The 21,486-nt window shown below is 70.2% G+C and carries 17 protein-coding genes; 9 read left to right on the plus strand and 8 right to left on the minus strand.

Translation table 11 applies throughout. From position 1 onward, the window contains the following. Positions 1 to 105 precede the first annotated feature (105 nt). On the plus strand, positions 106 to 903 hold the full coding sequence (locus ACFYO2_RS13895; protein WP_388348159.1) for a VOC family protein: 798 nt from the start codon (positions 106 to 108) through the stop codon (positions 901 to 903). Between the two features lie 91 nt (positions 904 to 994). Here the strand turns inward: ACFYO2_RS13895 and ACFYO2_RS13900 are convergent, their stop codons facing one another. From ACFYO2_RS13900 to ACFYO2_RS13920, 5 genes are all read right to left on the minus strand, one after another. Beyond that, entirely contained in the window at positions 995 to 1,162 is a 168-nt protein-coding gene (locus ACFYO2_RS13900) for a nitronate monooxygenase (RefSeq protein WP_388348614.1), read from the minus strand. Between the two features lie 289 nt (positions 1,163 to 1,451). Next, positions 1,452 to 2,483: a LacI family DNA-binding transcriptional regulator gene (locus tag ACFYO2_RS13905; protein ID WP_388348161.1), complete on the minus strand. Its 1,032-nt coding sequence runs from the start codon at positions 2,481 to 2,483 to the stop codon at positions 1,452 to 1,454. Positions 2,484 to 2,557: 74 nt separating this feature from the next. Beyond that, the gene (locus tag ACFYO2_RS13910) at positions 2,558 to 3,394 is read right to left on the minus strand and encodes an ATP-binding cassette domain-containing protein (RefSeq protein ID WP_388348163.1); all 837 of its coding nucleotides are present in this window, start codon (positions 3,392 to 3,394) and stop codon (positions 2,558 to 2,560) included. Then, on the minus strand, positions 3,391 to 4,386 hold the full coding sequence (locus tag ACFYO2_RS13915; protein WP_388348165.1) for an ABC transporter permease: 996 nt from the start codon (positions 4,384 to 4,386) through the stop codon (positions 3,391 to 3,393). Before ACFYO2_RS13915 ends, ACFYO2_RS13910 begins: the two co-directional genes overlap by 4 nt. A gap of 154 nt (positions 4,387 to 4,540) precedes the next feature. Next, the gene (locus tag ACFYO2_RS13920; RefSeq protein ID WP_388348167.1) at positions 4,541 to 5,563 is read right to left on the minus strand and encodes a sugar ABC transporter substrate-binding protein; all 1,023 of its coding nucleotides are present in this window, start codon (positions 5,561 to 5,563) and stop codon (positions 4,541 to 4,543) included. Between the two features lie 441 nt (positions 5,564 to 6,004). Between ACFYO2_RS13920 and ACFYO2_RS13925 the strand changes: the two genes are divergently transcribed. The 8 genes from ACFYO2_RS13925 to ACFYO2_RS13960 all read left to right on the plus strand — a co-directional run bounded on the left by ACFYO2_RS13925 (position 6,005) and on the right by ACFYO2_RS13960 (position 16,335). After that, positions 6,005 to 8,566 carry a GH32 C-terminal domain-containing protein gene (locus ACFYO2_RS13925; RefSeq protein WP_388348169.1) on the plus strand — a complete coding sequence of 854 codons (2,562 nt, stop codon included), beginning with the start codon at positions 6,005 to 6,007 and terminating at the stop codon, positions 8,564 to 8,566. A 67-nt stretch (positions 8,567 to 8,633) separates the two neighbouring features. Next, complete coding sequence (locus ACFYO2_RS13930; RefSeq protein WP_388348171.1) at positions 8,634 to 8,927, plus strand: putative quinol monooxygenase; 294 nt, start codon at positions 8,634 to 8,636, stop codon at positions 8,925 to 8,927. A gap of 183 nt (positions 8,928 to 9,110) precedes the next feature. Next, positions 9,111 to 10,145: a LacI family DNA-binding transcriptional regulator gene (locus ACFYO2_RS13935; protein ID WP_388348173.1), complete on the plus strand. Its 1,035-nt coding sequence runs from the start codon at positions 9,111 to 9,113 to the stop codon at positions 10,143 to 10,145. Positions 10,146 to 10,275: 130 nt separating this feature from the next. Further along, a complete protein-coding gene (locus tag ACFYO2_RS13940; protein WP_388348175.1) occupies positions 10,276 to 11,556 on the plus strand; it encodes an extracellular solute-binding protein in 1,281 nt (426 codons plus the stop codon). Positions 11,557 to 11,635: 79 nt separating this feature from the next. After that, complete coding sequence (locus ACFYO2_RS13945) at positions 11,636 to 12,592, plus strand: carbohydrate ABC transporter permease (RefSeq protein ID WP_388348177.1); 957 nt, start codon at positions 11,636 to 11,638, stop codon at positions 12,590 to 12,592. Between the two features lies 1 nt (position 12,593). After that, positions 12,594 to 13,538 (plus strand): carbohydrate ABC transporter permease, encoded by a 945-nt coding sequence (locus ACFYO2_RS13950; protein ID WP_388348179.1) that lies wholly within the window; start codon positions 12,594 to 12,596, stop codon positions 13,536 to 13,538. Between the two features lie 132 nt (positions 13,539 to 13,670). Then, positions 13,671 to 15,134 (plus strand): glycoside hydrolase family 32 protein, encoded by a 1,464-nt coding sequence (locus tag ACFYO2_RS13955; RefSeq protein WP_388348181.1) that lies wholly within the window; start codon positions 13,671 to 13,673, stop codon positions 15,132 to 15,134. A gap of 91 nt (positions 15,135 to 15,225) precedes the next feature. Beyond that, positions 15,226 to 16,335: a winged helix DNA-binding domain-containing protein gene (locus ACFYO2_RS13960; protein ID WP_388348183.1), complete on the plus strand. Its 1,110-nt coding sequence runs from the start codon at positions 15,226 to 15,228 to the stop codon at positions 16,333 to 16,335. A gap of 182 nt (positions 16,336 to 16,517) precedes the next feature. Here the strand turns inward: ACFYO2_RS13960 and ACFYO2_RS13965 are convergent, their stop codons facing one another. From ACFYO2_RS13965 to ACFYO2_RS13975, 3 genes are all read right to left on the minus strand, one after another. Next, positions 16,518 to 17,306, minus strand: coding sequence for a S1 family peptidase (locus ACFYO2_RS13965; RefSeq protein ID WP_388348185.1), 789 nt, complete (start codon positions 17,304 to 17,306; stop codon positions 16,518 to 16,520). Between the two features lie 294 nt (positions 17,307 to 17,600). After that, a complete protein-coding gene (locus tag ACFYO2_RS13970) occupies positions 17,601 to 20,450 on the minus strand; it encodes an ATP-binding protein (RefSeq protein WP_388348187.1) in 2,850 nt (949 codons plus the stop codon). 141 nt (positions 20,451 to 20,591) lie between these two features. After that, positions 20,592 to 21,428, minus strand: a complete 837-nt coding sequence (locus tag ACFYO2_RS13975; RefSeq protein ID WP_388348189.1) for a response regulator transcription factor — start codon at positions 21,426 to 21,428, stop codon at positions 20,592 to 20,594. Positions 21,429 to 21,486: the final 58 nt, after the last annotated feature.

Here is a 21,486-nt window from a genome sequence, read left to right on the forward strand (position 1 = left end):
ATCCAGGTCACGGACGAGCGAATCGGACCGGCCGGCGGCCGACGCGCGATTGTCAGTGGCGGGTGTCACGCTGATGTGACACACGACCTGCGAAAGGGAAGCGCCGTGCTCACCACTGACCTCACTCCCGGCTCCCCCTGTTGGCTCGACCTCGGTATCCCCGATGTCCCGGCGGCCGCGGCCTTCTACGGCGCGGTGCTCGGCTGGGATTACGAGTCCATGGGCGAGGGGGAGGACATGGAAGGCGGGATGTTCCGCAAGGACGGCAAGACCGTCGCCGGGCTCGGCAAGCTCACCGAGGAGGGCGCGCGCCCGGCCTGGATGATCTACTACAGCGTCACCGACGCGGACGCCACGACCCAGGCCGTGGAGCGCGCGGGCGGCACGGTGCGGGTGGCGCCGAGGGACCTCGACGACTGGGGCCGGATGGCGCAGTACAGCGACCCGTCGGGGGGCCAGTTCGCCGTCTGGCAGCCGGGGAAGAACACGGGCTTCGAGCTGGCGGACGAGCCGGGCTCGCTGTCCTGGACCGAGCTGTACACGAGCGACGCCGCGGCCGCGAAGGAGTTCTACGGCGGTGTTTTCGGCTGGCAGTTCAGTGACATGGAGCTGCCGGGCGGCGGGGGCACGTACACCCTCGTCACGCCCGCCGGGCTTCCCGAGGAGCGCATGCAGGGCGGGCTGATGGAGGTCCCCGAGGAGAACCTCGCCCTGGCGAGTGGGCGGCCGTACTGGCACCCGGTCTTCAACGTCACCGACTGCGATGCCGCGGTAGCCGAGGTCACCGAGAACGGCGGCAGCGTGCAGATGGGTCCGGACGACGTGGAAGGCGTCGGCCGGCTGGCCGTCTGCCTCGACCCCTGGAACGCGGACTTCGTGGTGCTCACCCCGGTCGAGAGCTGAGCCCGCACGCCGGGCGGCCGGGCACCCACGTCCGTCTGCCGGGCCGCCGGTCCGCCCCTGTGCCGGACCGCGCGTTCCGGGCCACCCTGAATCACGGCCCGCCGCCGTCTCCTTCCAGCGGGCGCATGGTGTGGTTGACGGCGAAGGGCCGGTCCGTCAACTGCCGCAGTCGAGCGCACTGTTCCCGAACGTCAGGCAGCGGGCGCACGGCGGTGCCCAGGCTGCCGAGTCCGCCCGCCGCACAGACCGCCGCCGCCAGGTCGACCTAGTCGAACGGGCCGAACGGAGCGCCGATCACCGGCACCTCGATGCCGAACACGTCGCACAGACGGGTCCGGGGCATCCGTTCTCCCACACCGCGGCGCCTCGGCCTGCTGCGGACTCAATGGTTGGCAACTCCAGCATGCCCCGCGGCCGGCAGACCGCCATTCCGCCGACCCGTCGGGGGAATGCGGTTGCCGCGGGCGCGATCGGGGATCCGGCGGAGCCGGTGGCCTTGAGGTCGACTGGTGCGGATGACCCCCACTGGGGGCGCACCCACTTCACCGTCACGCCTCTTGCAGCGCCGGAGCCGGCCGCTCTCCCGAGCCCCGGACGATCAGCCGGGTGGGGACGGTGATGGTGCGGGCACGAGAGCGGTCGCCGTCCAGGCGGGCCAGGGCGGTGGCCGCTGCCGTTCTGCCGATTTCCCCGGCGTTCTGGGCGACGACGGTCAGGGCCGGTTCGAGGGCCTCGGCGAGGGCCACGTCGTCGAAGGCGACGACGGCGACGTCCTTCCGGTCGCTGCGGGCGAGTTCGGTGACGATGCCCTCGGCGACGATGTTGTTGCCGGCGAACAGGGCGGTGGGGGGATCCTCCAGGCCCAGCAGCTGGGACGTGGCGGCGGAGGCCCCGTGCCGGTCATGGGCGTTGGTGACCAGGGAACGGTCGTGCGGGAGGCCGGCTTCCTCCAGAGCCGCGCGGTATCCGGCCAGGCGCTCGCGGCGGGTGTAGAGCTTGGTGGGAAGGTCGCCGATGAAGCCGATGCGCCGGTGTCCGTGGGCGATCAGGTGGGCGACGCCGTCGTGGGCGCCCGCGCGGTTGGAGCTGACCACGTTGTCCGTGGACAGGCCCGAGCCCGGACGGTCCAGGAAGACGACGGGCAGGCCGGCGGCGCGGTGGCTCTTGAGGTGGGAGTGGTCGGCGCCGACGGACGGCACGACCATCAGGATGCTGATGCGGCGGGCGAGGAACGTGTTCGTCAGCGCGCGTTCACGGCCGGGATCGTCCGCGGAGGAACCCATGAGCAGGGTCAGGCCGCGGTCCCGGACGGCGTCCTCGATGCTGCTGGCCACGGCTCCGAAGAAGGGGTTGCCGAGGTCGGGGATGACCAGTCCGATGGTGGTGTCGGGTCCGCCGACGCGGATGTTGCGGGCCATGAGGTTGGGCTGGAAGCCGAGCTTGGCCACGGCGGCGAGAACCTGTTCCCGGGTCCGCGCGGAGGCGGGCCCGTCCTCGTTGAGGACGCGGGAGACGGTCTTGGCGCTGACGCCGACTTCTCGGGCGACGTCTGCCAGGGTGGGGCGGCGGTTCGCTGCCATGGAGGAACGGTCTCCTGTGCTCGTCGGTTCCGGCCGCGGCCTCGGCCGGAATCGGTGAGTGCTTCAGTCGTACGTCAGTTGGCCTGGACGCCCGCGGCCTTCGCCGCCTTGGAATCCGCTACGACAGTATCTCCGGCCTCGTCGACGGTGAGCGCGCCGGTCATGATGGCGACGACCTCCGCCATGGAGTAGTCGGAGGGCTTGATCACGGCAGCGCGCCGGCCCAGTCGGTGGACGTGGATCCGGTCTGCGATCTCGAAGACGTGCGGCATGTTGTGGCTGATCAGGACGACCGGCATGCCCTTGTCCCGGACGCGGCGGATGAGGTCCAGGACCTGCCCCGACTCCTTGACGCCGAGGGCGGCCGTGGGTTCGTCCATGACGACGACGCTGCTGGCCCAGGCGACGGAACGGGCGACCGCGACGGCCTGCCGCTGCCCGCCGGAGAGCGTCTCCACCGACTGCGTCAGCGAGCGCAGGCCGATCTTCAGGTCGGCCATGTGCTCGGCGGCCTCCTGGCGCATGCGCTTCTTGTCCAGCATGCGGAAGACGCTGCCGAGGACGCCGGGCCGGCGCAGTTCGCGCCCGAGGAACACGTTCGAGGCGATGTCCATGGAGGCGGCCACGGCGAGGTCCTGATAGACCGTCTCGATGCCGTGGGCGCGCGCGCTCTGCGGCCCGGAAAAAGTGATGGGCCTGCCGTTGAGACGTATCTCGCCCGCGTCGGGGACCACAGCACCCGTGAGTGCCTTGATCAGGCTGGTCTTGCCGGCTCCGTTGTCGCCGATGACGGCGAGGACCTCGCCGGGCAGCAGGTCGAAGTCGGCGCCGTCGATGGCGGTGACGTGGCCGTAGCGCTTGACCAGTCCGCGGGCCTGCAGCACGGGGGTGGGGGAGGAGGTGGCGGTCATCGGGCCTTCTTCCGGGAGAGCTGGTCGACGGTCACCGCGAGGATCACCAGGATTCCGGTGATCAGGGTCTGGTAGATGGAGGCGACGCCCATGAGCTGCAGGCCGTTGCGGAAGACGCCGACGATGAGGACGCCGATGAAGGTGCCCAGAACCGAACCGCGTCCGCCGAAGAGGCTGGTGCCGCCGAGGACCACGGCGGTGATGCTGTCGAGGTTGTCGGTCTGTCCCGCCTGGGGGTCGCCGACTCCGGTGCGGGAGATGAGCAGCAGGGCGGCGACACCGTACAACAGACCCGCCACGGTGTAGATGCCGATGGTCAGCCGGGAGGTGCGGATGCCGTTCAGCCGGGCCGCTTCCTGGCTGTTGCCCAGGGCGTAGACGTGCCTGCCCCAGCTGGTGTTGCTCAGCGCGTAGGCGAGGAGGAGGAACAGGGCGATGGTGACCAGGGAGCCGTAGGTGATGTCGGTGTGGCCGAGCGGGAAGGTCTTGCCGAGGTCCGTCAGCGGGCCGGGCAGGTTGGTGACCGTCTGCTCCTCGGAGTAGATGTGGGTCAGCGCGAACGCGACGTTCAGCATGCCGAGGGTGACGATGAACGGCGGCAGCGGGATCTTCTGCACCAGCAGCCCGTTGAGCAGGCCGAAGCCGCCGCAGACGACCAGACCCAGGGCGATGGCGACGAGCGGGGGCAGGGAGCCCTCGGCGGCCATCTTGGCGATGACGATGCTGCCGAAGGCCATCACGGCACCGCAGGACAGGTCGATGCCCGCGGTGAGGATGATCAGCGTCTGCCCGATGGCGAGGGTGCCGACGACCATGACCTGCTGCACGATCAGCGAGAAGTTGCCGCCCGTGAGGAACTGGTCGGTCGAGAAGGAGAAGAAGGCGCAGGCTAGGAGGAGGGCGACCAGGGGGCCGGTGGTCGGCGCCGTGAGCAGTCTGCGGGCCGTGGTCGGTGCTTTGAGCTCGGCGTACGGCGTGGTCGTGGCTGTCATGCGAAGTCCTTGTCGGAAGACAGAGGTCCTTGTCCGTCCCCGTCGGAGGACAAGGGAACGAGGGGGCGGCCGTCCCCGGTCGGGGGGAGGAGGGGGCGACCGCCCCGCTGAGGGGGGAGAGACGATGTCGTACGGTCCTCGCCTCGGGGCCGGCTCAGCCCCAGCAGTTCTCCAGGCCATAGCCGGTGTCCTTGGACGTGACCCCGGCCTGCGCCTTGTCGGAGATCAGGGTGACGCCGGTGTCGGTGTAACCGGACGCCTTCTTGCCGTCCTTGGCGTACGTGACGACGGCCTTGACGCCCTCGGCGGCCATCTTCAGCGGGTACTGCTGCGAGGTGGCGGCGATCTTGCCGTCCTTGACGGCCTGGGTCCCGGTGCAGCCGCCGTCGACGGAGACGATCAGGACATCCTTCTCCCGGCCCTTGGCCTTGAGCGCGGTGAACGCGCCCAGCGCGGCCGGTTCGTTGATGGTGTAGACGACGTTGATGCCGGGCTCCTTCTGGAGGCAGTTCTCCATCGCCGTCTGGCCCTTGGCCTGGTCGCCTCCGGTGTCCTGGGAGCAGACGACCGCCGGGTCCTTCGCGCCGATGCCGAAGCCCTTGAGGAAGCCGTCGTGCCGCTGGACGCCGACGGACACGCCCGGCGCGAGGTCGAGGGTGGCGATCTTTGCGGCCTTGCCCTTCATCACCGCCTTGGCGTACTCGCCGATCAGCTCGCCGGCCTTGAGGTTGTCGGTGGCGAAGAGGGCGTCGACCGCGCTCTCCGGCTCGGTCGGGGTGTCCAGGGCGATGACCAGGACGCCCTTGGCGCGGGCCTTCGCGATCGCGGGCACGATGGCCTTGGAGTCGCTCGGGGTGATCAGGATGCCCTTCACCCCGGCGGCGACCATGTTCTCGATGGCCGTGACCTGACCGGCGTTGTCGCCGTCGAACTTGCCGGCCGCGGTCATGAGCTTGACGCCCTCGGCCTTCGCGGACTTCTCCGCGCCCTCCTTCATCTTCACGAAGAAGGGATTGGTGTCGGTCTTGGTGATCAGACCGACCTTGACGTCGCCCGAACCGGTCCCGGCGGAAGTCGATCCGGAGCCGGATCCGCAGGCCGTCAGGGTGAGGGCCGCGATGCCCGTGCACGCAGCGGCTCTGAGGAGGGACATGGGCAGACGAGCGGTGCGAGGCATGAACGACTCCTGCGGGATTGCGAGCGGCGCGGTCGGCATCGGAGCATGCCGTCCCGAGGTGTCATCGTTGACTTATGTCATCGTTGACACTGCATGGCGAGGATGATGGACTCCGTTTCCCGGAAACGTCAATGCCCTGTACTCGTCACAAATTGGCAACGCCCCGCGACCGCCGCCGGACCGCAGCCGTACGGCAGTTGCGCGACGACGCATCCGGTCTCCCGTGCGCCCCTTCCGCGTGGTCGGCCACGCCCGAGCTGTTGACGCGTCTGCCGGATTGACCCCATCATCGGGCCACTCGATGTCATCGATGACACAAGTCAACGATGACACTCCTTGTCGGCTTCGGGGACGACGGCGCCGGCAGGACGTCCACTTTTCGGTCGGCCCGCGCCGGGCAGCAGGCTCCGTTGCGCGAAGGGCCGCGGCACAGGAGACCCCATGAGCTCTGGACATACATCCCGGCATGCCCGCATACGGATGATGGCGGCGGTGGCGACCGTCTGTGCCCTGTCCGCGGCCCCGCTCGCACCCCAGGCCGTCGCCGCCGACACTCCGACGTACAGCGAGACCTACCGGCCCCAGTTCCACTTCACGCCGGAGAAGAACTGGATGAACGACCCCAACGGCCTCGTGTACTACCAGGGCGAATACCACCTCTTCTACCAGTACAACCCGAACGGCAACTCCTGGGGCGACATGTCCTGGGGGCACGCGGTGAGCACGGACCTCGTGCACTGGAAGGAACTGCCGCTCGCCCTGTCGCACGACGACCAGGAGATGGTCTTCTCCGGCAGCGCGGTCGTCGACTGGAACAACACCACGGGGTTCGGCACCAAGAAGAACCCGCCCATGGTGGCGATCTACACCAGCTATGACAAGGCCACGGGCATCCAGGCCCAGTCCATCGCCTACAGCACCGACCGCGGCCGCACCTGGACCAAGTACCAGGGCAATCCCGTCCTCGACATCGGCTCCAAGGAGTTCCGCGACCCCAAGGTCCAGTGGTATGCGCCGACCAAGAGCTGGCTGATGACGGTGTCGCTGTCCACCGAGCACAAGGTGCGGTTCTACTCCTCGAAGAACCTCAAGGACTGGGACCTGCTCAGCGAGTTCGGGCCGGCCGGCGCGACGGGCGGCGTGTGGGAGTGCCCCGACCTGTTCCCCCTGGCCGTCGACGGGGACGAGAACAACATCAAGTGGGTCCTGGTCGTCAACATCAACCCCGGTGGTATCGCCGGTGGTTCGGCCGCCCAGTACTTCGTCGGCGACTTCGACGGCAAGAAGTTCACCGCCGAGGACAAGGGCACCTACACCCCGCCCACCGGCACGGTGGTGCAGGACTTCGAGGGCTCCGACTTCGGTACCTGGACGACCACCGGCACCGCGTTCGGCGACGGACCGGCGGCCGGGGCACTGGCCGGGCAGGGGACCGTCGACGGCTTCGACGGCAAGGGCCTCGCCAACAGCTTCCACGCGGGTGACGGCACCACCGGCACCCTCACCTCACCCGAATTCACCGTCGACAGCCCCTACTTGAACTTCAAGGTCGGCGGCGGACGACACCCGCACGAGCCCGGAACCGTCATGGAGCAGGGGCCGCCGCCCGCAGGGACGGTCCTCGCCGACTTCGAAGGCGGCAGCTACGGCGACTGGACGACGACCGGGGACGCCTTCGGCTCGGCACCGGCCACCGGCACCCTCCCCAACCAGCAAGAGGTCTCCGGATTCCTGGGCAGCGGCCTGGTCGACACCTACCTGAACGGCGACTCCACCACCGGCACCCTCACCTCGCCCGAATTCACCATCGACAAGAGCCACATCAACTTCCTCATCGGTGGCGGCAATCACCCCGCCGGCTCCGCCGACCCCACCGCCGTGGAACTCCTCGTCGACGGCCAAGTCGTGCGCAGCGCCACCGGAAAGGACGCCGAGGCGCTCAACTGGGCGTCCTGGGACGTCGGCGACCTCGCCGGCAAGAAGGCGCAGATCAGGATCGTCGACGACAACACCGGCGGCTGGGGTCACCTCAACGTCGACCACATCATGCTGTCCGACACCGCGGCCCGGCCCGTCTCCCAGGAGACGTCCGTCAACCTGATCGTCGACGGCCAGATCGTCCGCAGCGCCACCGGCGCCAACAGCGAGACCCTGGACTGGGCCTCCTTCGACCTGCGCCCCTACGCCGGCCAGAAGGCACGTATTCAGATCGTCGACATGAACACCGCCGGCTGGGGCCACATCATGGCCGACCGGTTCACCGCTGCCGACACCGCCGCCAAGTCCGTCGTGCAGCGCGCCGACTGGGCCGACTACGGCAAGGACTACTACGCGGCGGTGTCCTGGGAGAACGCGCCGGGCGGCAAGCGCTACATGATCGGCTGGATGAACAACTGGGACTACAGCGGCGCCGTCCCCACCTCCCCCTGGCGCGGCGCCCAGAGCGCTCCCCGGCAGATGGCCCTGCGCACGATCGACAGCCGGATCCGGCTCACCAGCGAGCCGGTCGACAGCCTTACGTCCCTCCGGCGCAAGAGCCCGGCGACGGCGACCGGTGTCACCGTCAAGAGCACCACAAAGCCCCTGATCGGCCCCGCGGCCAACGGCAAGGCACTCGACATCGAGGCCACCTTCTCCCTCAAGGACGCCGAACGCTTCGGCCTCAAGGTGCGCACCGGCGCCGACGGTCAGGAGACCGTCATCGGCTACGACACCACCACACAGGAGCTGTACGTCGACCGCACCCGCTCCGGCGCTGTGGACTTCAACAGCACCTTCCCCGGCGTCCAGCGAGCGCCGCTGCAGGCCAAGGACGGCAAGGTGAAGCTGCGGATCCTCGTCGACTGGTCGTCCGTCGAGGTCTTCGGCGGCAGCGGCGAAGCGGTGATCACCGACCAGATCTTCCCCGACCCGGCCGACCAGGGAGTCCAGGTCTTCGCCGAGAACGGCTCGGTGAAGCTGGACCAGGCCCGCGTCTGGCACCTCGACTCCTACCGCGACTGATACCGATCCCGAGCCATCTCCCGAGCCATCTCCCGATCCCGATCCCGACCACGGAGGACCCCACACCGTGAACAAGACCCTGCTCGCCGAGTTCACCGCCCGCGAGGGCGCGCAGGACGAGGTCGCCCGCCTGCTGCTGGACTACGCCCGGAAGGTGCGCGAGGAAGACGGCAACCTCGCCTTCGACGTCTACACCAAGGCGTCCAGCCCACGCGCCTACTGGATCTTCGAGGTGTACCGGGACGAGGACGCCTTCCAGGCACACCTGAAGGCCCCCTACGGCGGCCCGTTCAACGCCGCACTCACCCCGCTGATCGAGGAGGACGCCTCGGTGCTGACCTTCCTCGACCCGGTGGCCTGACGGTCCCGTGACCGAGCCGGCCGGGCCCGCCTCGCGGGCCCGGCCCTTGCCGCGCCCTCACAACATGGCGGCCGGGTCTCACCGACATTGTTCGGCCACGAGTTCGTAACGAGCCGTTGACAGGGGTACCTCGCGGGGCGCAATCTCATCCCGCACTCACTTGCCAAAACGATTGGGCACGACATGGGCGGGCGGATCGGGATCAAGGACGTGGCGGCAGCCGCCGGCGTCTCGGCCACGACCGTCTCGCACATCCTCAACGAGGTCGAGGGCAAGCGCATCAACGCCGAGACCCGGCAGCGCGTTCTCGAAACGGCCCGGGAACTGGGGTACGCGCCCAACGGGCTGGCGCGGGGACTGCGGCTGAAGCGGTCGAACACCATCGGCTTCGTCAGTGACCAGATCGCCACCACTCCGCACGCCGGCCGGATCATCCTGGGAGCGCAGGAGGAGGCGGCCAAGCACGGCCTGTTGCTGCTCATGCTGAACACCGGGGGCGACCCGGAGCTGGAGCGCAAGGAGATCGACCTGCTGCTGCAGCGCCAGGTGGACGGCGTGCTGTACGCGTCCATGTACCACAGGGTCGTAGATGTGCCGCAGCGGCTGCGGTCGGTCCCCACGGTGCTGCTGGACGCGCGCTCGGACGACGCCGGCGTGCCGTCGGTCGTACCGGACGAGGTCCTGGGCGGGGAGACGGCGGTACGCGAGCTGGTCCGCCATGGCCACCGCCGGATCGGCTTCATCAACAACGTCGACGACATCCCGGCCACCCACGGCCGCCTCGAGGGCTACCGGCGTGCTCTCGCCGAGGCGGGCATCGACGAGGACCCCGGGCTGGTGGTGGCGGAGACCACCGACGCCACCGGCGGGTATCGGGCGGCGCTCCGACTGCTGCGGGCCAAGCCGCGGCCCACCGCGTTGTTCTGCTTCGCCGACCGGATGGCGATGGGCGTCTACCGTGCCGCCGCCGAACTGGGGCTGTCGATCCCCGCCGACCTGTCGGTGATCGGGTTCGACGACCAGGAACTGATCTGTGACGGCCTGTTCCCCGGGCTGACCACCGTCGCCCTGCCGCACTACGAGATGGGCGCGCGGGCTGTCGCACAGCTGCTCGCGCTCACGGGCGCACAGGACCAGGAGTCCGGTCCCGCTGCTCAGGAAATGCTGCCCTGCCCACTGGTGGTACGGGCATCGGTCGCTTCGCCGCCCCGACTCTGACCCCGGAACGGCGAAGCACCACCGACAGGCGGCCGTCATCACCGGCCGCCGGCACGGTCTGCCAGGACCGTGCCCAGTGAAATGGAGGACCCCAGTGAACCCAGTGGAATCGAGAACCAGGCGCCTCGCGGTGTCGAGTCTAGCCGCCCTGACCGCGGCAGTGCTCGTGGCCGGCTGCGGCGGCAGCGGGAGCGCCGGCTCGTCGGGTGCCGACGGCAACACGCTGACCCTGTGGACGCACAACGCCGGCAACGCCGCCGAATACGGCGTCGTGAAGCAGATCGTCAAGGACTTCAACGCCGGCCAGAGCACGTACAAGGTCAAGATCCAGGCGTTCCCGCAGGGTTCCTACAACGACTCGGTGGTGGCCGCGGCCTCCGCCAAGAAGCTGCCGTGCATCCTCGACGTCGACGGGCCGAACGTCCCGAACTGGGCCTGGGGCGGGTACCTCGCGCCGCTGGACCTGTCCAAGGGCCAGGTCGCGGTGAAGGACCAGCTGCCCAGTACGGTCGCCACCTACCAGGACAAGACCTACGGGTTCGGGTTCTACGACGTCGCGCTGACCATGTACTCCCGCAAGTCCGTCCTGAAGAAGTACGACATCCGCGTCCCCACGCTCGACAAGCCGTGGACGGAGGACGAGTTCATGTCCGCGCTCGCCAAGATCAAGGCGAGCGGCACGTTCAAGAACGCGCTGGACCTCGGCACGGGTGACCCCGGTGAATGGTGGCCGTACGCCTACTCGCCGATGCTGCAGAGCTTCGGCGGTGACCTGATCGACCGCTCGACCTACAAGAGCGCCAAGGGCGCGCTGAACGGTGAGCAGGCCGTCGAGTGGGGCAAGTGGTTCCGCTCGATGGTCACGAAGGGCTACGCGCCGCAGCGGTCCGGCAAGAGCCCCGCCGACGACTTCCGCAACGGCAAGACCGCCATCCAGTGGGACGGCAGCTGGTCGGCCCAGGCCAACACCGACAAGTTCGGCAGCGACCTGGCGATCCTCCCGCCGGTCGACTTCGGCGACGGACCGAAGATCGGCGGAGCCTCCTGGCAGTGGGGCATGAGCGCGACCTGCTCCAACAAGGAAGGCGCCCAGGCCTACCTGAACTTCTCCCGGCAGACCAAGTACTTCGTGGACTTCGCCAAGGCCACCAGCACCATCGCCGCCACCGACGCGGCAGCGGCACAGGTGAAGGGCTACGAACCGGGCGGCCAGTTCAACGTCTTCCTCAAGGAAGCGCAGAAGTTCGCGGTGGTCCGGCCCGTCACCCCGGCCTACCCCTACATCTCCACGGTGTTCGCCAAGACGGCTCGGGACATCATGGCCGGCGCCGATGTGAAGGGCGCCCTCGACCAGGCCGTCAGCGAGATCGACAACAACCTGTCGACCAGCGGCTACTCCACCGGCAGCTGACCGCGTCCGCCCGTTCCGGCGGATGGCGGCGGTTCGTCCCCTCCGCCTCCGCCGGGACATGTACCTGCCTGGATGTCCCATGACCACCACACTGTCGTCACTGTCCACCCGTTCCGGCGCCGCCGCCGACGCCCCACCGCCCCGACGTGCGACGCGGGGACGCGGACGGCGCAGAGAAAGCCTCACCGCACTCGGCATGGTGAGCCCCGCCGTGTTCCTGCTGGTGATGTTCATCGTCATCCCCGTGGCGCTGGCCTTCGCGCTGGCCTTCACCAACGCCCGCCTGGTGTCCCCGAATCCGGCCCAGTTCACGGGCCTGCAGAACTTCCGCGTCCTGCTGGACGACCCGCTGTTCTACAAGTCGCTGCGCAACACCTTCTACTTCGCCGTGGTCGTCGTCCCGCTCCAGGGCGGCCTGGCGCTGGTGCTCGCCCTGCTCGTCAACGCCAAGGTCAAGGGCGCCAACCTCTTCCGCACCGTCTACTTCCTCCCGGTCGTCACCTCGATGGTCGTGGTCTCCATCCTGTGGACGCTGCTGTACCAGAAGACCGGGCTGGTCAACGAGCTCATCTCCCGCGTCACGCTCGGCCTGGTGCACGGACCGGACTGGCTGAACAACCCGTCCACGGCCATGCCCGCCATCATCCTCATGTCGGTCTGGCAGGGCGTCGGCTTCCACATGATCATCTGGCTGGCCGGCCTCCAGACCATCCCGCAGGACCTGTACGAGGCCGCCGACATCGACGGGGCCACCCGCTGGGTGCGCTTCCGGCACGTGACCTGGCCCGGCCTCAGCGCGACGCGCACCTTCGTGCTCATCACCATCACCATCAACGCGTTCGCCCTGTTCACCCAGATCAGCGTGATGACGCAGGGCGGACCCCTGGACTCCACCAGCACGGTCGTCTACCAGGCCGTACGGACCGGATACAGCCAGCAGCAGACCGGATACGCGTCCGCGATCTCCCTCGTCTTCTTCGTACTGGTGCTGGCCGTCTCCCTCGTCCAGCGCTTCCTCACCCGGGAGAAGGACTGACATGACCTCCGTATCCCCTGCGCCCGTGTCGCCTGCTCCGGCATCCCCGGCACCCGTACGCCCGGGCCGCCGTCGCAGGCCGTCGCCGCGCCGTATCGGCCTGCAGGCGGCGCGCATCGCGCTCGCGCTGTTCTTCGCGTTCCCGATCGTCTTCATGCTGGTGTCGTCGTTCAAGCCCGACGAGCAGATCTTCGGCGACCTGGACGGCATCAAGGCGTTCCTGCCGGTCGGTCACCTGTCCCTGGACAACTACACCGGGGTCTTCGACCGGGTGCCCGCCATCCGGTTCCTGCTCAACTCGATCGGGATCTCCGCCGTCACCGTGGCGCTGAGCATCTTCATCAACAGCCTCGCGGCGTTCGCGCTGTCCCGGATGCGGTGGCGCGGGAAGAAGATCGTCCTGACCGCCGTGATCGCGACCCTGATCGTGCCGTTCGAGACCTTCGCCCTGCCGATGGTCTGGTGGGTCAACAAACTGCCCTGGCTGCAACTGGACGGCGGCCGGCTCGTCGTGACCGAGGGCTGGCTGGACACCTACCAGGTGCAGATCCTGCCCTTCGTCGCCAATGCCATGTTCATCTTCCTGTTCCACCAGTACTTCCAGAGCATCCCCAAGGAACTCGACGAAGCGGCGGTCATCGACGGGGCGAGCTGGTTCGGCATCTACCGGCGCATCGTGATGCCGCTGTCCGGTCCGGCGATCGCCACGGTCGCCATCCTGGCCTTCCTGCCGATGTGGAACGCCTACCTGTGGCCGCTGATGGTCGTTCAGAGCGAGGACCTGCGGCCGGTCATGGTCGGCATCGACTACTTCTTCCAGCTCAACCCCTCCTGGGGCGAGGTCATGGCCTACTCGTCGATGATCACTGTGCCGGTGCTCGCACTGTTCGTGGCCTTCCAGCGGGCCTTCGTCAGCAGCATCGCCTCCAGCGGCGTCAAGGGCTGACCCTCACCGGGCCCGCGCCCGCGCGCACGTCTTCCGGGCGGGGCGGCCCGCGTCCACTTCTTAAGGGCCCGGGCCCGCGTTCACTTCTTCCGCCACCCCCCTGTGCCTCGCGCACCCTTCGAAAGGCCCCGTGTGCCCACGCCGTCCACCGACCCCCACCTGCCCGCCGTACACCTGCGGCCACCCCGCAACTGGCTCAACGACCCCAACGGGCTGGTCTTCCACGACGGCCACTACCACGTGTTCTTCCAGTACAACCCGTACGCTCCGCAGCACGCGAACATCCACTGGGGCCACTTCCGCAGTCCCGACCTGATCACCTGGGAACAGCTCCCCGTCGCCCTGGCCCCCACCCCCGGCGGCGACGACGCCGACGGCTGCTTCTCCGGCAACGCGATCTCCGTCGACGGCCGCCTGCTGGCCTTCTACTCCGCCAACCGCACCGGCCGCTGGTGGCAGCCGGTCACCACCGCCGAGTCCTACGACGGCGGACACACCTGGACCAAGCGGCCGGAGCTGCTCATCCCACAGCCGCCGGCCGGCACCACCATGTACCGCGACCCCTACGTCTGGCAGCAGGACGGCCGCCGGCGGATGCTGGTCGGCGCGGCACTCGCCGACGGCCGCGGTGCCGCGCTCCTCTACGAGTCCGACGACCTGGAGAACTGGACCTACCAAGGCCCCTTCACGACCAGCGACCCTGCTGCCGGTGCCGACCCGGTCGGCTGGGAATGCCCCCAGTACGCGACGTTCGGCGACCGCGGCGTCCTCATCGTCAGCGACTGGGACCCGCAGGACGGCCCGTCCCACGTCACGGTCCACACCGGCCGCGAGGAGCACGGCCGTCTCACCGCGACCGCACACCCCGTACGACTGGACCACGGCCCGGACTTCTATGCCCCCGCCCTGCTCAAGGTCCCCGGGGAAGACCGGTGGTTGCTGTGGGGCTGGTCATGGGAGGCCCGCGACGACGCCTGGGCGCACGAAGCCGGTTGGGCGGGCGTCCTCACGCTCCCGCGCGAACTGACCCTGGCGGACGACGGCACGGTCGGCCAGCGCCCCGCCCGCGAACTGCTCGCCCTGCGCGGGGAACGCGTCCTGCACCACACCGGACGCCTCGCCGGATCCACGCCGGCCGAACTGGGGGAGGTCAGCCGCACCTTCGACCTCGCCGCGGTCCTGACCTCCGACCCCTCGGGCACCAGCAGCCTGCGTCTGATCACCTCCGCGGACGGCACCGAGTACCTCCGCATCAGCCTCGACGCCACCGCCGGCCATCTCACCGTCGACCGCGGCCACGCGTCACTGGACCCGCGAGCACGAGCGGGCACCTACACCGTCCCTTGCCCGGACGCGAGGGTCCCGGGCACCGCCGTCGAACTGCGCGTCGTCGTGGACCGATCGATCGCCGAGATCTACCTGGCCACCGGCCAGGTACTCACCCTCAGGTTCTATCCCGTCGGCGACGGACCGTGGCGGCTGCAGGCCCACACCACCGGCGCCGGAGGCAGCGACCTCACCGTCGAGGCGTGGGCCCTGAATCCCGTCGAGATCCGTCAGGAACCGTTGCTTGCGAGCCGGCGGCAGGACGTATGACCGAACAGTGATCACGGAGCAGGATATCCGGGGGACAGGGCATCGGCTTTGCGGACAGAACCTGTCCGCAAGCCCCGCTAGCGTACGGAGCATGACGAAGACGACAACCACGACGGCACCCGTGCTCGGCAACCGCGCCCTCAACCGCGCCACCCTCGACCGGCAGCTGCTCCTGCGCCCCGTGGCGCTGCCCGCCAAGGCGGCCGTCGAGCACCTCCTCGGCCTCCAGGCGCAGAACGTCAAGCCGCCGTACTACGCGCTCGCCGCCCGCCTCGACGGCTTCACCCCGGGGGAGCTGTCCGGTCTGATGGCCGAGCGCGAGGTCGTCCGAATCGTCAGCATGCGCTCGACCATCCACACCCACACCGCCGACGACTGCCTCACCCTGCGGCCGCTGGTGCAGCCCGCCAGGGACCGCGAACTGGGCAACTTCCGCAAGGGACTTCAGGGCGTCGACCTCGACCGCCTCGCCGCCCTCGCCCGGGAGCTCGTCGAGGCCGAGCCGCGCACCATGAAGCAGTTGCGCGAGGGCCTGCTCGTCGAGTGGCCGGACGCCGATCCGCAGGCCCTGGCGATCGCCGCCCGTTGCAAGCTCCCGCTGGTCCAGGTCACCCCGCGCGGACTGTGGGGCAAGAGCGGCCAGGTCGCCCTCACCACCGCCGAGCACTGGCTGGGCCGGCCCGCCGAGCCGACGCCCGACCCCGACGCCACCGTGCTGCGCTACCTCGCCGCCTTCGGCCCGGCCTCCGTCAAGGACATGCAGACCTGGGCCGGCCTGACACGGCTGCGCGACGCCTTCGAACGGCTCCGCCCGAACCTCGTCACCTTCCGCGACGTGCACGGCGTCGAACTCTTCGACCTCCCGGACGCGCCCCGCCCCGACGCGGACACCCCGGCCCCGCCGCGCTTCCTGCCCGAGTTCGACAACCTCCTGCTCTCCCACGCCGACCGCACCCGCGTCATCCCGCCCGAGTACCGGGGCCGCACCTGGCAGGGCAACCTGGTCCACTGCACGTTCCTGGTCGACGGCTTCCTGGCGGGCGTGTGGAAGCTGGAGGGCGATGCCCTCGTCATCGAGCCCTTCGGCCGGCTCACCAAGGCCCAGCGGGACGAGGTGCGCACGGAGGGGGAGCGGATGCTGGCGGTGATGCACCCCGAGTCGTCGTACGACATCCGGTTGGGGACCGTCGTACGGCGATGAGGACGTCGTACGGAGTCGAAGACGTGCTACGGAGTCGAAGACGTCGTACGGAGGCGAAGACCGCGCACGGCAGCGAGGTACCGGGACGGTGACGCATGGAGAGGGGGCGCTGCGGGCCGCTCGTGGAGGCCCGCAACGCCCCCTGGTTTTTCACCTGAGGGGTGCTCAGGAGAATCTTCGGGTTACGAGTTGACCTGCGTGGTCACCAGGTTGGAGAAGGTGGTCAGCCGGGTGTAGACACCCGGGTAACCGGCCTCCGCGCAACCCTCGCCCCAGGAAGTGATCCCTGCCAGGACGCCCCCGATGAGCAGGGGACCGCCGCTGTCGCCCTGGCAGGTGTCGACGCCGCCGGAGGTGTATCCGGCGCAAACCATGTCGCTCGCGATGTAGTCGGAGCCGTAGGAGCTGCTGCAGCTCGAGTTGGAGACGGTGGGCACGGTCGCGGTGCGCAGCTGGTTGGAGGAGCTGCCGCCCGCGGACGTGGTGCCCCAGCCGACGATGCGGGCGGTGGTGCCGGCCGCGTACACGCTCGTCTGGGAGGAGGTGACGTACTTCGCCGTCGTGTACGGCATCGACGTCGACAGCGTCAGGACGGCCACGTCGTCGCCGTTGGTGGCGTCCGTGTAGTCCGGGTTGATCCAGATCTTGCTGACCCGGCTGACGGTGCCGTTCGTGCCGTTGAGGTAGGTGCGGCCGCCGACGACTCTGACGCTGCTGGTGGTCTCGCCGACCATGCAGTGGGCCGCGGTGACGACCTTGGTGGCCGAGACCAGGGTGCCGCCGCAGAACTGGTTCTGCGAGGCGTCCGTGATCTGCATCATGAACGGGTACGCGGTCGTCGTGGTCGTCGTACCGCCGACGATGGGCTGGGGGGCGGCGACAGCGGCGGGGGCGCCGAGCAGAACGGTCGCGGAGGCGGCGGTGGCCGCGAGGGCGGCGGCGGTCTTCTTGGCGCGGTTGAACCCGAACATGAGTCTCCTCATTGGGATTGCCGGTGGGGGATCGCACGGGTGTGGGGGGTGGTGCACGGGGGCCGCGGGACCGGCCCCCGTGTGCCCGGGCGAGCGGCACGCCCCTACGCTAGAACCCGGAACGACCTCTTCCCAATGAGGGAACCCCCTAAGGGAGTTGGGCAGGGAAAACCCTCGGTCGGCCCCGGTGAACCACTCGGCCGGTGAACCTTCGCGGTTCGCGGTCCGACCCGTGTGGTGTTCTCGGTAGAACCCGCGCGGTTCTTGTTTCGTACAGCGGCGGATCCGCGGTTCTCACTTCGTACGGCGGCCCGCCGCGAGTCTGACGATGTCGACCCGCGAACGGATCCCCAGCTTGCGGTAGACCCGGGTCAGGGTCGCCTCGACCGTCTTGACGCTGATGAACAGCCGCGCGGCTATCTCCCGGTTGGTCGCGCCCTCCATGACGAGCGCGGCGACCTGACGTTCCATCGAGGCGAGCCCGTCCAGCGCGTCCAGCGTGGGAGCGGGGACGGCGACCGGCTCGGGCGGCGGTGTCGCGGCGGCCGCCTCAGCCTGGCGCAGCCAGGGCAGTGCGCGGCAGCGCCTGAACAGCCGCGCCGCCTCGTCGTACGACGTCGGTCCCGGCCTGGCGGTCCCGCCTGTCCGCGGGAAGCCGAGAGCTTGGGGGTGGGTGCGCAGCGCGGCCAGCGCGAAGGCGGCGCGGGCCTCCTCCAGGCCGTAGCCCAGCTTGCCGAGCCGGTCCTGCACCGACGTCAATTGGCCCAGCGCGGCCTCGAGTTCGCCGCGTCTGGCCCGCACGAGCGCCTCCGCCCGGTCCACCACGGCGAGCACACTCTCCCGGCCCAGCCGCAGCGCCTGTTCGCGCGTCACATCGATGACGTCCTGCGCCTCGGCGAGTTCGCCGATCCGGACGAGGGCCTCGGCGAGGTCGCCGTGCCAGCGGCCGCGGGCCGGGTCGGTGATGCCGAGCCCGTGCTCCAGCTCCCGCACCCGGCGCAGGGAGCGAACCGTCCCCTGGGTGTCCCCGGCCACCAACTGGGCGTGGCCGAGAGCGGCCAGGGCGCGGGAGACGTACATCTGATCGCCGATCCCCTCGGCGTGCTCCTCCGCCTCCCTGGCCAGGGCCAGCGCCCGGTCCACGTCCCCGCCGGCCGCCTCCGCGAACGAGGTCAGCAGCGCGGAGGCCACCTCGCCGATGCCGGAGTCCCGGGCCAGCCTCAGGCTCTCCCGGGCCAGGTCGAGGGCCCGGCCGCAGTGCCCGGAGCGCAGTTCGGTCTCAGCGAGCAGCCGCAGGAAGTGCACCTCGCTCTCGACCATGCCGCGCCGCCGCACCTCGCGCAGCAGCGCGGTGACGGTGGTACGGGCCTCCGCCAGCTGGTCGCTCATCTGCAACCAGCGGAACCGGGCCAGGCCGGGGCCGTTGTGGTGGCAGGCGACCTGCGGATCCTGAGGCTCCTTCAGCGCCTGCTTGATGGTCGCGGGGGCGTCCGGGTGCCCCATCAGGGTCTCGGTCTGCGCCTGGAAGGCGAGCGCGAGGAGCTCTGTGCGCCGGTCGCCGGCCCGGGCGGCCAGCTCCGCCGCGTGTGCGGCCTTCTCCCGGCCTTCCGCGAAGTCCCCTTCCACGATCAGACCCCGCCAGGCCAGCTGGTAGTGGACCAGGGCGAGCAGCCCGGCGTCGTCGCCGGCGTCGGCCAGCGCCTGCGGGAAGACGGAGTCGACGTCGCCCAGGGTGTGTCCGGCCGACTCGATCACCACGATCCAGGCCCGCACCCGCTCCGCGGGCAGGGTGGCCCGGGTCAGCACCTCGCGGGCGATGTCCCGTGCGAGGTCCATCTCGCCGGCGGTGATGGCGTCCGTGGCGGCCTGCAACCGCCGCTCGTCCGCACCCGGCACGCTGTCGGCCGGGGTGTGCCGGGCCGCGAGAAGTCCCATCGAGGCGGCCACCGAGGGTGCACCGCGGTCCCGGGCCTGGGTCGCGGCCTCCGCGAGCCGGGCCGCCACCTCCGGATCGGTGCCGCTGCTGGCGAGCGCCAGGTGCCGGGCCCGCTCGATGGTGTCGGAGGCCGCCGTGGACAGCGCGGCGTGCGCGGCCCGCCGCTCCTGCGCGGGCGCCTCCGCGTACAGCGCGGCCGAGATCAGCGGATGCGCGAACCGTACGGCGGGACCCTCGGGCTCCGTCGCGAGCAGTCCGAGGGCGGCCGCCTGGGCGGTCTCGGACTCGGCGTTGTCCCGGCCGGCCGCGTGCAGCAGGGCCAGCGTGGGACGGGCGCCGGCGCTGGCCACCAGCAGGGTGCGGCGGGCCTCGTCGGAGAGCATGTCCAGGCGGTTGAGCACCAGGGCGCGCAGCGAGGTGGGCACGTGCAGCGGCTCGCCGGGCCGGGGCGGGGTGGGGTCCTCGGCGAGCGCGCGGCCCAGTTCCAGGGCGAAGAGCGGGTTGCCGGCGCTGGTGCGGTGGATGTCGCGGACCGTGGAGCGGGGCAGGCCGGTGTAGCCGCGGTGGTCCAGGAGCGTGGAGACCTGGGCACGGGAGAGCGGGTTGAGGCGGACGGCGAGGCTGTTCGGCGGCAACGCGCGTAGATGGCGGTCGTACTCCTGTCCCTCGGTCCGCACCGCGCACAGCAGCTGGACCGGGGTGTCGCCGAGGCGGCGGGCGGCGAAGCCGAGGAGCTCCGCGCTCGCCGGGTCCAGCCACTGCAGGTCGTCCGCGACGACCAGGACCGGCCCCTCGGCGGCCAGTGCGCGCAGCACCGACAGGACGGCCAGCCGCAGTGCCAGCCCGTCGCGCTGGAGGGTGGACTCGCCGCGTCCGGTGAGCGCCGACTCCAGGGCGGTGCGCTGGGCGGCGGGCAGCCGGTCGGACACCTCGTCGACGACCAGACCGAGCAGGTCGGCCAGCGCCAGGAACGGGAGGTGGGATTCGGACTCCGTCGCCGAGCAGCGCAACACGGTCCGGGCGGCGACGGCGTTATCCGCGGCCAATGCCCGCAGCACGGTCGACTTTCCTATTCCGGCCGGACCGTGGAGCAGCACGCTGCCGCCGCCGGTCAGCTGTTCACGCGCTCCCGCGAACAGCTCCTCCCTGCCGATCACCAGGTCGGGGCGGCTTCTGGCAGGCTCCTCGAAGTCCCGTCGCACGGTCACCGCTCCCCTCCGTGTGTCGTGTCCTGGCCAATATTAGGCAACGGGCATAGGAATTCGGCCGGACCACGTCGTGAGGGAAATAACAACAGCCGGCATAGAGAAATTCAGCGACTTGGTGCATGAATGGGGCGCCGACGGAAATCAGGGCAGAAACCCCGCCCGCCGCGCCGCCACGACCGCCTCCCCACGGGTCCTGGCCCCGAGCTTCCGCATGGCCGAACGAAGGTATCCCTTGACCGTCTCGGCGGTCACTCCCAGCCGCTCGGCGGCCACCGAGTTCGTCGCGCCCGCGGCGACGCACGCCAGCACATCCACCTCACGCGGCGCCAGACTCACCCCGTCCGAGCGCGGGGTGTCCGAGGTCAGCAGCCCGCACGCGGCCAGCAGCTCGGCCCGCAGCGCCTCGTCGGCGATCCTCGGCGCGAGTGCCCGCAACGCCGCGTGCGCCTCCCGCACCTGCTCCCAAGCGGAGCCGTCCGCGGGCCGGGCCGGCTGCTCCACCCGCATCGCCGCCATCAGCGCCCGCGCCTCCTCCCGCAGCACCAGCGCCTGCTCCACGTCCCGCGCGGCCTCCACCGCCGCCGTCAGCGTGCGGTCGCCCAAGGGCCGGGCGTCCCGCAGGGCGCCGTACAGCACACCGCGCACCCGACGCCGTACGACGACGGGCACCGCCACCACCGAGCGCAGTCCCTCCGCGGCGACCGCCGTGTCGTACTCGTGGCTGATCTGCCGCGAGGCGGAGTAGTCCGTGACGGCGCACGGACGGGCGAGGGCCACCGCCTTGCCGCCGAGGCCGTTGCCGGAGGTCACCGCCAACGCGCTCAGGGCGGGCGTGGCGGTGCCGTTCAGTTCGCTGATGCGGATCTGCGGTCGCCCCGATTCCACCAGGCCGCCGAAGGTGACCGGAAGCCCGGTCGTGCGCCGCAGCCGTACCAGCGCGCGCCGGATCTCCACCGACGCCGATCCGTCTGCTGTCACGAACACGCTCCTTCGCCGCGGCACACCCCCGTACGGGGGTAGTGAACCCGCATCACGC

This window comes from Streptomyces sp. NPDC006602 (assembly GCF_042870385.1).
In the GTDB taxonomy this organism is placed as follows: domain Bacteria; phylum Actinomycetota; class Actinomycetes; order Streptomycetales; family Streptomycetaceae; genus Streptomyces.